This is a genomic window from Paenisporosarcina sp. P4_E4_2, assembly GCF_056401595.1.
Map to the genome: position 1 here is coordinate 1 of NZ_JBFUJC010000061.1, position 11,961 is coordinate 11,961.

Annotated in this window: 12 protein-coding genes; 2 read left to right on the forward strand and 10 right to left on the reverse strand. The window is 37.0% G+C overall.

Annotated elements, in window-relative coordinates; genetic code table 11:
• The first annotated feature begins 1 nt into the window (after window position 1).
• Window positions 2-946: a helix-turn-helix transcriptional regulator gene (locus AC1DSB_RS06790; protein ID WP_477586206.1), complete on the forward strand. Its 945-nt coding sequence runs from the start codon at window positions 2-4 to the stop codon at window positions 944-946.
• A gap of 188 nt (window positions 947-1,134) precedes the next feature.
• Here the strand turns inward: AC1DSB_RS06790 and AC1DSB_RS06795 are convergent, their stop codons facing one another.
• The 6 genes from AC1DSB_RS06795 to AC1DSB_RS06820 form a co-directional block, all read right to left on the reverse strand.
• On the reverse strand, window positions 1,135-1,431 hold the full coding sequence (locus tag AC1DSB_RS06795) for a hypothetical protein (RefSeq protein ID WP_477586208.1): 297 nt from the start codon (window positions 1,429-1,431) through the stop codon (window positions 1,135-1,137).
• Between the two features lie 632 nt (window positions 1,432-2,063).
• Complete coding sequence (locus tag AC1DSB_RS06800) at window positions 2,064-2,801, reverse strand: type II toxin-antitoxin system HicB family antitoxin (RefSeq protein WP_477531628.1); 738 nt, start codon at window positions 2,799-2,801, stop codon at window positions 2,064-2,066.
• Window positions 2,802-2,879: 78 nt separating this feature from the next.
• The gene (locus AC1DSB_RS06805) at window positions 2,880-3,278 is read right to left on the reverse strand and encodes a DUF5071 domain-containing protein (protein WP_477531629.1); all 399 of its coding nucleotides are present in this window, start codon (window positions 3,276-3,278) and stop codon (window positions 2,880-2,882) included.
• A gap of 828 nt (window positions 3,279-4,106) precedes the next feature.
• On the reverse strand, window positions 4,107-4,490 hold the full coding sequence (locus tag AC1DSB_RS06810) for a hypothetical protein (protein ID WP_477586210.1): 384 nt from the start codon (window positions 4,488-4,490) through the stop codon (window positions 4,107-4,109).
• 340 nt (window positions 4,491-4,830) lie between these two features.
• Window positions 4,831-5,592, reverse strand: coding sequence for an HAAS domain-containing protein (locus AC1DSB_RS06815; protein WP_477531632.1), 762 nt, complete (start codon window positions 5,590-5,592; stop codon window positions 4,831-4,833).
• Window positions 5,593-5,916, reverse strand: a complete 324-nt coding sequence (locus tag AC1DSB_RS06820; RefSeq protein ID WP_477531661.1) for a PadR family transcriptional regulator — start codon at window positions 5,914-5,916, stop codon at window positions 5,593-5,595.
• A gap of 433 nt (window positions 5,917-6,349) precedes the next feature.
• Here AC1DSB_RS06820 and AC1DSB_RS06825 point away from each other — a divergent pair, with 433 nt between their 5' ends.
• On the forward strand, window positions 6,350-7,228 hold the full coding sequence (locus AC1DSB_RS06825; RefSeq protein WP_477586212.1) for a DMT family transporter: 879 nt from the start codon (window positions 6,350-6,352) through the stop codon (window positions 7,226-7,228).
• 187 nt (window positions 7,229-7,415) lie between these two features.
• On the opposite strand, the gene ppsA is transcribed toward AC1DSB_RS06825, so the two are convergent.
• The 4 genes from ppsA to AC1DSB_RS06845 form a co-directional block, all read right to left on the reverse strand.
• Entirely contained in the window at window positions 7,416-10,031 is a 2,616-nt protein-coding gene (gene ppsA / locus AC1DSB_RS06830; protein WP_477531634.1) for a phosphoenolpyruvate synthase, read from the reverse strand.
• Between the two features lie 114 nt (window positions 10,032-10,145).
• On the reverse strand, window positions 10,146-10,928 hold the full coding sequence (locus tag AC1DSB_RS06835) for a putative protein N(5)-glutamine methyltransferase (protein ID WP_477531635.1): 783 nt from the start codon (window positions 10,926-10,928) through the stop codon (window positions 10,146-10,148).
• Between the two features lie 455 nt (window positions 10,929-11,383).
• A complete protein-coding gene (locus AC1DSB_RS06840) occupies window positions 11,384-11,524 on the reverse strand; it encodes a hypothetical protein (RefSeq protein WP_477531636.1) in 141 nt (46 codons plus the stop codon).
• A 288-nt stretch (window positions 11,525-11,812) separates the two neighbouring features.
• A complete protein-coding gene (locus AC1DSB_RS06845) occupies window positions 11,813-11,956 on the reverse strand; it encodes a DUF3953 domain-containing protein (RefSeq protein ID WP_477586214.1) in 144 nt (47 codons plus the stop codon).
• Window positions 11,957-11,961 lie beyond the last annotated feature (5 nt).

Below are 11,961 nucleotides of genomic sequence, written 5' to 3' on the forward strand. Positions count from 1 at the left end.
GATTAATATCATCATGCGGTATATCAACAACCGCGCCCACTTTACAATTTCTGAAATCATGCGAGAATTTAACATCTCTCGTTCGACAGCTATTAGAGATATCAGAGAAATTGAGGCCATGGGGATGCCACTTGTCGCTGAAGTTGGAAGGGATGGGGGTTATTTTGTCATGCACAACTCTGTCCTGCCCGCTGTTCGCTTTACCGATAATGAGGTCAAAGCTCTTTTTATTGCCTTTATGGCCACAAGAAATCAACAACTTCCCTATCTAAAGAGTCGTCAGTCTTTAGCTGAAAAATTACTAGGCCTCATCTCAGAAAACCAGCAAAATGACCTTGTTCTTTTAAATCAAATCTTGCTTTTTGAAGGGACCAACCCCAATAATCCCGACCTACTTGATCTTTCAGACCTCCCCCATCCCATGTTAGAAAAACTCATCCAAATCCTTCTTTTGGATAGCTATTTATTGATTAACATCAAAGAAGAGAAGGTAATAAAGTCTTATCCAATTTATCTCTTGCACCTTTATCATGAAAAAAGCCTTTGGCTGATTGAAGGCTTTGACTTAAAGGAAGAAAAGAAGCAGATTTTTCCTGTCGAGCATCTCACCAATGTCAAACCCTACCCAACGAAAAAAAGATTAAGTAAGAAAAAGATTTTAGAAAAACTAAGTAAGCAGGAAGAAGTAATCAACCTTGTCCTTGAACTTGGTCCAAAAGCGATTGCCCAGTTCAAAAAATACCATCCTTTAAAAGTTTCAATTTCCTATACGAATCCTTACCAAACCACAGCTATTCTAAAGACTTTTATCAATGTTAATAAGACCGAAGAATTGACCGAAATAACAAATTGGCTACTTTTCCTAGGTGGGGATATCAAGGTCAGGGAAGTGCCAGAAGAAGTCTTGGAAGGTTTACAGGAGAGATTATGCTTATACTGCCCATAAAATGTATCAATCAAGGAAACAGCGTTACTGCATGGTGAGTTTTTTGACATTGAAGCAAAAAGACGATCGTTGGAAAACCTAACTATAGTCTTTAGTTGTCCTTATTCAACTAAAGCATCCGTTAGTTGAATATGAACAGAGACACTTCTTAAACATTCGCGCCCGTTTGCAGAATCACCGTATACAAATTATCCCCCAAATCCAAATAAAACCATAAGCAACAGTGGTAAAGCTAGTTTAATAACAAGAAGAATTATTACTAAAAATCCTATATATTTGAGAATTCCCTTCTCCTTTGTCTTAAAGGCACAAATGCCCGAGATAATACCGCCTACCATAAGGATAATTCCAGAGAAAAAAAGTATCCCAATAACGATTTTTTCTATAAAAGTCGGATTTTCAGATATAAAATAGCTAACTCCAAATGCAATTACTCCTATAATACTTAAAGCAAGTGACCATTTACTCTTCTTTTGTGTAGCCAATAATTTCCCTCCTCATACCCCGATTGTTGAAAACAAGTTATACAACACTGTTCAACTAACCTGGCCCCTTTACTTTAATACGTTTGAAACGAATAAAAGCTCCAACTTTAAATAAATTTTCCATATATATAATTATCAAAGAGACGGAAAAGGTAAGATCTTTTTCCGTCTCTTTTAATGATATTTAATAAGGACCTAATGAAAGGTCCTTTTGTTGTGTTCATATTCAAGCGTTCATCTAAAACTAACTCAACACTGTAGCAGTTAAACCACAGATTACCATAACAACTGCTAACATAATATACCTCGAGAAATTCTTCTTCCATTTTTGCACAAAGTTCTCTTGCTTATTTTTTGCTTTATCAAATTCTTTCTTGAACTTAAATAGTTGTATTAGTAAAAAAATACCTTAACAAATTGCGATTAGACCAAAAAACACTCTTAACAATTCCATAAACTTTTTTCACTACCATTTCCGTGATGAGTCCATCATATGTACAACTATATTTAAAAAAGTTTCATTTAGCATTGGCAAATTATCCTTTGTTCTCTTTTTAACTATGTTTAATTAGAATACTTAACAGAATTCCAGAAAATCTACGGTTACACTATGCAATTAAAGTTAACTGGAATTAGTTATCTACATTAGTGGTGATTTCATTTTTCATTAAAGCAGCTTCATTTTCACTAATCTCTCCAATTTTCACTTTTTCATCAATTAAGTCATTAAGAGCTTTATTAAAATTCGCTTCAGATTCTAATCGATCTTTTTCCCTCTCCAACCACTCAATAGAAGTACGTCGTTTTAAAATTACATTTTCAACAAAGTGATTAAATTTCTCCTGTGCTTCGGAACGTAAATGAACAGAAAATAGGATTATATTATATGGCCACTCATGATTTTTTTTATAAGAGGAATCAAAAAATAGGGTTTTCTCGTCCTCTGAATAATCATCGAAGTATATATCCCACTCTCCCTGGTCATTTTTATATCCAATTGCCTCGATACCCTCATCTTCATTGTCTTCAAGGTAATAGCTAATATGCCAATGGCGCCCTTTCAAATGCTCCTTTATTTCTTCAGAATCAAGACTAGTAGCAGTTTCTATATCAATTATTTCCATCCCTTCTAGTAGGTCTTTGTTTTGAATAGGTAATGGCTTTGGAAGGTCTTCATTGTCATATAAGATTCCAGCTAAAGAAAAGGCAAGTTGCTTTTGGGCTTCTTTTATCGCTTCAAGTCTGGTTGTTCCTACTGCTAATGGATATTCCCAGCCATCTTCAGGAAATAGATTAGGAAAATATATACCAAAATCCCCTTCTTTGTGTTGTTTAATACATGCTTGATAGACTAGTTTTTTGTATTCCATTCTTACAATGTCCTCTTCTCCATAAGTATTTTTCGAGTTTTAATCCAATATCTATGTAAAAATCATTAATTAGTAGATTCAGATTGTATCTAAAATCTCTTTAGCGATTTCATTAAGTTCTTCGTACAGTTCACTTTCTGTAGGTGCCTCGGCAACTCTGGTTAGATACTCTTTAAATTGCCTTCTAGACTCTAAAGTCAAGTAGTTGACTAAATGATTTAATATAAAATACTTCCAACTATCATCATCTGATGATGTTAATACATCTTGCACATGGGGAACAATTTCTTCTGGAAAGGTCAATAGTAGTTCCAATACGCCTCGTGCCACTGGCCAATTCATATCTTGGATCCATTCGAGAAGACCAGGCAACAATGGTAATACTTGAGCTCTATCCATTTTTTTGATCATTTCAACTCTTTCATCATCAGTTTTATGTCGTGGCAGAAGATCTTTAAAGCTTCCCAGATGTATCACTCCATTTCAATTGTAAGCATGACGCTAATATCTGTTGAGTCAACCATTATTCCAGAGCTTAATCACTGATTATATCTGCTTGAATTCTTTTAGCTATATAGTCCACCCTCTTCATAATTATTGTCCGAAGATGAGCATGCAAAGTAAAAGTAAAATTAGTTTAGTAGCTTGTTAGCCCCAGTATGAATATTAGAACTGTAAGATCATAAACAGAACGCCTATTCCAAAGCTTGAAAGATAGACCCAACTTTTTTCTTTATGCAAATAAGTTTCTAATCCTTCGATAATGAAACTCACTCCTACTAAAATGAATGATAGAAGAACATAAAAGCTTTCAAAATTATTGATGATCCCCATTAACAGAACAAATCCGATTAGCATTACTATCAGGACATTAATGAATATAAATGGTTTTGTGCTTTTATATTTTCTCTTCTCAAAAAACAATCCCATTTAAAAACACATCCTTAATTTTTTTTTCAATCTATATCTCCAAGCTACCCCATTGATAGATTGGAGATAGTATCAAACTCAATATTATCAGAGTGGACCATTGCCATCTCCGGTAATAATATTCAGGTGTTAACCAAGGGTATTGTTTTAGCTAAAACAATACCCGAAGAGTAAAATGACGAATAGTGTTCACTCCCCTTCCTAGGGTCATTTCGCAAACCAATATTTTACGACAGACAAAAAGAAGCCATTTTGAAAAAAGATTGATCAAAATGACTTCTAAATTTGTTATAAGTTATTTCGTTTTTTATAAAAAAGTTTGAGCTTTTTTTAGTGGTCCTTATTCAACTAAAGCACCCGTTAGTTCATTRAGGATCAATTTACTTTCTTTTTCCAATACATTAAATCAGAAAATGCCAATCCAATTGATACACCCAAAGGAGTACCTAAATCCCAAACATCCATTTCCGAACGTCTGAAAAAATRAGAAAGAAGATAGTGCAATGCACTTAAAGAAATAAACCAAATAATAAACGTAAAAAACCTTTTTCTTATTTGAATACAATTTAATTTCCTTGTATTCGCAATAACTAAAAAGATGAAGAACAAACCATATAGAAGAAGATAAATTACATGTCCTATAATAAATTTAAGAGATAGCGAAGTATCAATATCCTTATATATTATTAATATCGTAAGTATGGTTCCTGTCAAAAAAGCAGTAAACAAAATTAAATTTAACGACATATATTTCTTCATCTTTACCCCTTACCTTTAAAGTCTAGATACTGTTTGATTGTCTCAAAATATCAGAACTTATGTATTGGTAACTAATTCCTTGTTCAACTAACCTTCCCCGTTAGTTCAATAAGGAGCGTACTAATAACGGGGAAGGTTAATTAGAAAGGAAAATCAACACGTGTCTTTTTACCGAGCCTTTCGAAAGTGAGTGTATGAGTTGAAATACCCCCCGCATTAGGAGGTAATTGCACCCTGATTTTTTTGTATTAGAAACACATAACATTACTAGCGTTTTTATAATTATCTAGAGAATGTGTTGCTCAGATACGCGACAATTAATATTAGCTATTTACTTCCTTTATCTCATAACTTTTGCCATTCTTAATCGATCACTAATTAATAAGTTCAACATCAAGAAAATGAAAATAAGAACATACGATGCAGCAGCGATAATCAATATTGTTTCGTCCTTTAAATTTGAAAAACGGTAAAAATAATCAGGTATGAACAATAACGTTGGTATCCAAATGGCTGACAATGTCTTACCCCAAAAGGCTAACAAGATAAAAACTGCCACGCAAATTACTATAATGCCCACGGTTACTATAGGGCCAGCTTTGTAGAAAGGTTCTACTAGAAAGTTACTTCCTAACAAAAGAAGGATGAATAATGCAGTAACACTTGAACTGGCAATCGTTCCAATAAAGAAGAGTTTCTTTGTTGAATATTGATTTTTTCCAGCTTTTTGGAGCAAAAAAACATAAATGAGTAGTCCAATTACTGAAATTATTGGAAACCCTATTAATTGAACAATGTTCAATTCAAATTCACCCCTAATTGCAGGTCCCATAATAAAATAAGCAATAATCCCTAAAAAGTATATCGGAATGTTTTTCACTATACTTATATAATCTGTTTTCATCTCAAGCTTGATGGAGTCCATATAAGCTTCAGGAGTACCCCCGACTATTTCATCTATATTCTTTCCACGCTTTTCAGATTCAATTAAATGATCACGCAATTCTTCTGTTACTTCTTTCACTTCATTTTCATTTTTCCCTGAAGTGAGTAAGTACATTCGAAGGTTATCAATGAAATTCACACTTTTTGTTGTTAGCATTTATTCCGCTCCTTTGTTTATGTCATTATCAAATAAAGCATGCACTGCCTGTGAAAGTTCTTTCCACCTTGCTTGGTAATCAGCTAGTTCATCTTTCCCTGCTTCGGTGATTGTATAATATTTTCGGTTCGGTCCATTTGGTGAAGCTTTCATTACTGTTGTGACCAGATTTTCTTTCTGCATCCTCATTAAAACAGGATAAATACTCCCTTCACTGACCATATTGAAACCAAAATCTTCTAATTTCTCGATCATTTCATATCCATACGTCTCTCCGCGTTTGATAATCGCCAACAAACAACCTTCCAAGATTCCTTTCAACATTTGGGTGGACGTAGCCAATAAACTCACTGCCTTTCATTAAATGATGCAAAGAAAACAAGTAACTTGTAATACACTATAGCTAATAAAATGTAATAAATCAACTACTTTGCATTACAAGATAGCGATTTATTGCTCCTTGGTGGATTAACGCACTCGTTCTGCCATGAAAGGCAACCAAATGTTCAACTAAAGCACCAGTTAGCTACGAGTTTATTTTGTGTGGGTGTTTCGGCCAAATACTTAATATTCTCTGCTATAATAATACACATATATTTGAAGTTAGATTTGAACAGAGGTGAATCAATATGTATTGGACTCCATTATTTGAAAACGATGTACCAGTAGTACTCTTCTGCTCTTAATGGAGTGAAGGTGACTACATCTCTCCGTTAGGTACARTTTCGACCTAAACAAAAGACGGAGGGTACGAAAAATGAAAAACAATACCTTATTAGGTTCATTATATTTAGTTTTAGCATCAAGTATTTGGGGCGGTATGTACGTTGTTGTTAAAGTCGTGGTATCTGTCATACCTCCACTCGAACTTGTGTGGATGCGATATTTAGTGGCAATTGTTGCACTTCTCGTTATCGGCTTCATAACACGACAAAACTGGCGAATTGAGAAACGTCATTTCTTATTAATCGTAGCTATTGGGGTCATTGGTAATGCGATTTCAATTGTTGCTCAGGAAACTGGTACAATGCTATCCACAGCACAAATGGGAGCCATTATAACTTCTTCAACACCAGCATTTATGGTTATTTTTGCTCGCTTAATCCTTAAAGAACGTTTGACTTTAAAAAAGGGAATCTCCGTTTGTTTAGCAACAATTGGAGTACTACTCATTGTTGGAATTGGTAATATGAGTATGTCCAGTACACTTGGTGGTATTTGGCTTCTTATTGCTGCTTTAACATGGGCACTCATGTCTGTACTTGTAAAAAAGTTGMCGAGTGATTATTCACAAATTGTAGTAACGACCTATTCTATATTGGTTGCGCTAATTGTATTGACCCCTTTTGTTCTGCCTCGGTTACACGAAGTAAATATCTCTGAACTGACTCACCCGACTATTTGGGGAGGACTTTTGTATTTGGGTGTTATCTCAACAGCAGTTGGATTCTTACTTTGGAATCGTGGATTGCAAATGCTTAACGCCTCAAATGGCGGGTTATTTTTCTTCTTTCAGCCCGTGGTTGGAACATTACTTGGATGGCTTATTTTAGGCGAGAACATAGGTGTAACGTTTTGGATAGGATCTATCCTAATTCTCACTGGTGTTTTATTCGTTATTAACGAGAAAAATTAGTATTGCAAAACCCCTTCAACCTTATTTGAAGGGGTTTTGCTTGTTAGAAACTAATCTTCCTTATTGATTCAGTTCCTGCCCCCTTAAATGTCCTAGTGACAGGGTTCTTACATAGACCGCAAAGCACCATGATGTCAATGATTCTCCTAATTCGAATACTCTTCTTTTATGATTTAAATGTGATGAATTATAGTATTTCTATATAACCTTCTGTTCCATTTACTCGAATACGTTGCCCATCTTTTATTAGATTGGTAGCATTTCCCACCCCAACAATTGCTGGTAAGCCATATTCACGTGCGATAACTGCTCCATGGGTCATCAGTCCACCAACTTCGGTCACTAGGCCTTTTATGGATACAAACAATGGTGTCCAGCTTGGGTCAGTAAAGGAGGTGACTAATATATCTCCATCTTCTAGATCAGCATCTTCCATGTTTAAGATGACACGTGCTCGTCCCTCTATAGCTCCGGAAGAAACAGGTAGACCTACAATAGCTTCGGCTGGGAGATTTTCTCGTTTGTACTCACCTACAATGATTTCACCATCAGACTTAATAACACGTGGTGGAGTTAGTTTTTCATATAATTTGTACTCGTCTTTTCGTTTGCTGATGATCTGGTAATCTAGTTTATTTGTGCGAACGACTTCGTGAAGTTCTTCAATAGTGAGATAGTATATATCTTCTTTTTCATGAATAACGATGGCTTGTACGAGTTGTTCGGCTTCTTTCAGTAAAGCCTGCTTATAAACAAAGTAGCGATTAACCATGCCGTATTTTGGATATTCCCTATAACCGATGAAATTCCGGATTAGGTCGATCATTCGTTTTGTTTCTTTGGCTTTTTGTTCACCATCCGGTAATTGCTTCAATCGATCTAATAACTCTTGTTCTTTTTTCAAAGCTTCCTGTCGCCCTTGCTCAAATTTTCGATTGCTAGCATTAGGCTCAAAGTTTTTGATGTTATTGAGAATCATGGGGACAAGTGTAGTTGGTTTTTCGTTCCAACGAGTTTTAGTAATATCGATTTCTCCGGTACATCGCATTCCGTATTTGCTGAGATAATCATAGATAGCGTCTTTGGTTTCCTGTCCACCATTAAACTTAACCAGTTCGTCCAAAAAGTTATCATCTTTTACATGTTGTAGATAATCAATTACTTCTGGATAAGGACGAATCACATCTGCGACATCCAATAGCGCCAGACCCATTTCCGAAGTAATATTGTTTGGTACAGATTGAGAAAGCGTATCTGCTACGTTTTTTTCACCTAACCACTTGTTCATATTTGCATTAATCCATGATGAAGCATCCATAGCAGCCATAATCACACCCAAACTTTGTGGGTCAAATAAAATCTTCTTTAATTGCTGGATATCTTCTAGAATAAAATCAAATAAATCGGATCCTGATTTCGTTTGGATGATTTGTTTTAACTCTTCTATCGATGTTTGACTACTCTTAATCAAATCAGAAACGATTGTCGGATCGTTTTCGATTTGTGCTTGAAAACCCGCAGACGACATACCTTTATTGCTTTTACTGGGACTCAGTTCTTTTTTATCATTTGGTAACGATTTAATAAAATCTCCTCGCTCTATTATGGTAATAAGTGCGTCTTTTATGAGCGGATCGGATTGTCCCAGGGTATCTAATAAAATTTCTCTGCTAACAGGTGAAGCTAGTTTATGTGTGATATCAACAAACAACCTCCCACCAGCTTTAAACCTTGGTCCAAAAGATGTTAACTGGAATATAGACATTCCTAATGGTTTCAAGGGGTCGGTCATCATTTGTTGATGACCGACAGATACGTAAACGTGATTTTCTTGATCATTTGCTTCAGGGATCGGGTATAAAGTAGTGATTGGCCGACTCTGGACAATATAAAATGTATCATCAACCAGACACCATTCGATATCTTGTGGGCAACCAAAATAAGCTTCAATCTCTCTGCCTATGCGTGCGAGCTGTAAAATTTGTTGTTCAGTAAGTGTTTGCGTCTTTTGCTGATCAGGATCAATCTGCTGTGTCTCTGTTCCGCCTTCCTTTAGTCCATAGATAGCCAATTTTTTGTTTGCTATCATCTTATCTACGATTTTATCTTCTTGCACCTTATAGCAATCCGCAGATACCAAGCCGGAGACAAGGGCCTCCCCTAGTCCAAAACTGGCATCGATTGATAGCAACTTCCGATTGGAAGTAACGGGATCTGCAGTAAATAAAATTCCAGAAGCCTGTGGGAACACCATCTGTTGGACAACAACGGATAAATACACTTGGTTGTGGTCAAAACCGTTTTGTATGCGGTAAACCACTGCACGATCCGTAAATAGAGAAGCCCAGCATTTTCGGATGTGCCGCAAAATGGCTTCTTTACCGGTGATATTTAAATAGGTGTCATGCTGGCCGGCAAAAGAAGCATATGGCAAATCTTCAGCCGTGGCACTGGAACGCACGGCATAAGCTTGCTCATAGCCAAAAGTTAAGAGACATCGATCGATATCTTCTTCGATCTCCTTCTCCATTTCGATTCCCTCGATCAGCTCACGAATCTTCCTGCTAATCTGGCTAATTTTTTCCCGTTCGTCCACTTTTAGAACAGCCAATTGATCCAGTAGTTGATGAAGCTTCTCATTTTTTCCTATGACTCTTTTATATGCCTCAGTGGTAACACAAAATCCCTTTGGAACAAGTATTCCTTCAATCCTCGAACATTCGCCCAAATTCATCCCTTTGCCACCGACCACCGTTTGTTTCGTTTTATCAATCTCCCGAAACTCTAGTACATATCGTTTCATTTCTTTCCCTCCCATATATCGCTCAATACCAAGACGAATCATATGACAAAAATTGTTCATCTGATCAACCAATTACGCTGTACACTCGTTCCTGCTCCTGGCGAAGTTCCATGTTCATAGGTTGGGCCTGGTTCCAATGACGACTGTAGCGTCAAGTTCGTCGTAATATGCCACCTGTGTTATTAGCCCGTTTTGAGCAAAAATCTCGACGGTCAACTGTGCCTGTCGCTCGCTAGTCTCAACCAGCAGATGACCGCCCGGTGCAAGCCAGAGTGTTGCCTCAGCAGCCACTCGCCGCTGGACGTCAAGCCCGTCCGCCCCCCCGTCGAGTGCCACCCGCGCCTCATGTATGCGGGCCTCCAGGGGTAACAGCACGATTGCTTCGGTAGGGACGTAGGGTGCGTTTGCGACCAGTACATTGACACGGCCCCGTAATGTGGCTGGCAGCGGCTCATAGAGGTCTCCTTCATACACGTGACCCTCGACGGAAGTTACGTTTCGGCGGGCGCACCGCACCGCGGCTGGATCAATGTCGGCGGCGTACAACTCGATTCCTTCCACAGCTACGGCCAGCGCTAAGCCCACCGCACCTGTGCCGCAGCACAGGTCAACTACAATGGCGCCTTGTGTTACGAGAGCTGCTGCTTGACGGACTAAAAACTCAGTGCGACGGCGGGGTACGAATACTCCAGAGTCCACCGCTATCCGGATACCGCAGAATTCAGCCCACCCTAAGACGTATTCAAGGGGCAAGCCGTTTATTCGTCGTTCCACCATGGTGGCAAATTCAGCCGGCGTCCTTGCCTCAGAGAAAAACAACCGTGCCTCATCTTCTGCGAATACACAACCAGCTGTCCGAAGCCTGGTTATTATACTTATTTTTGTTTCGTCGTCCATATAAAAATTAATTTGCTCTTCTATTAATATCACCTAATCTTGATAGCTTTTAGTATTATTTGTAATTCGTTAAAAATAGAAGAAATCCTTCTTGAACTAACCAAGCATTTCATAATACCACTCCACTTTTTCGATTAGAATGTTAGAAGCATATTATTGTTATCATGGTTTTTTCGCTCTGATGTAGATCTTTGAGGTGAGAACTTCATTTCATCCATAAGAAAAAGCCACCTGTAAAGGCGGCAGAAAGTTCCAACTAAAGTACCTATTAGTTGAAGAAGAAATTTTAAGTTAGTTCAATAATCAAAGAGTTAGCTATATCTACTAAGGTATCAGGCTAAACTTTGTTTGAATTTCGCTTATCAATATTTAAGGTGTATTGCCAATTATCCCTTACAAGGCAGCCGATTGTTCAACTAAAGTACCCGTTAGTTGAATAAGAAATACTAAATAGTTTACTTCCCACAAAAGTCATCAATGCTTGAGTGAATATAATATCCAGACACAATGGATTTCCCGCTTGTGAACAAGTCGAAAGATTCTTTCATTCCATCAATGTTTTCAAGGGTAGCTCGATGTTCGAAATCGAATTCCATTTCTTCTGTACCTTCTCTTCTTGAACCGTTAATTTCCCTAATTACTTTATTAATGGTTTTTTGCTCATTAATTTCAATCGTTTTACCACTTGTACATTCAATTGTGGAGTTTAATCATTTCATCTTCTATTAAGGGTTCGCTGTAATGACTACAAGCAGCCAAGAGACAGAGACAGAGACAGAGACAGAGACAGAGACAAAAACAAAAGAGTAATCCTTCTTTCATTAATTCACCTCATACAATTTGTTGATTTGGATTTACATTTCTTATTGAACTATCCTGCCTAGTTAGTTCAATAAGAAACCCTGTATGGAAACAAAGAAAATAAATAAAGAAACAATAATGAACATATACCCTTCAAATCTCTTTCTGTCTTTCTGAATTTCGGATAATCCTGTTACCAACATAAACGCACCTAAGAACAACATCATAAACG

Excerpts from the sequence above, each read along its gene's own strand:
- AC1DSB_RS06800 (WP_477531628.1), bottom strand. The coding sequence starts at position 2,801 with ATGGAATACAAAAAACTAGTCTATCAAGCATGTATTAAACAACACAAA.
- AC1DSB_RS06815 (WP_477531632.1), bottom strand. The coding sequence starts at position 5,592 with ATGCTAACAACAAAAAGTGTGAATTTCATTGATAACCTTCGAATGTAC.
- AC1DSB_RS06820 (WP_477531661.1), bottom strand. The coding sequence starts at position 5,916 with ATGTTGAAAGGAATCTTGGAAGGTTGTTTGTTGGCGATTATCAAACGC.
- ppsA (WP_477531634.1), bottom strand. The coding sequence starts at position 10,031 with ATGAAACGATATGTACTAGAGTTTCGGGAGATTGATAAAACGAAACAA.
- AC1DSB_RS06835 (WP_477531635.1), bottom strand. The coding sequence starts at position 10,928 with ATGGACGACGAAACAAAAATAAGTATAATAACCAGGCTTCGGACAGCT.
- AC1DSB_RS06840 (WP_477531636.1), bottom strand. The coding sequence starts at position 11,524 with ATGGAATTCGATTTCGAACATCGAGCTACCCTTGAAAACATTGATGGA.
- AC1DSB_RS06845 (WP_477586214.1), bottom strand. The coding sequence starts at position 11,956 with ATGATGTTGTTCTTAGGTGCGTTTATGTTGGTAACAGGATTATCCGAA.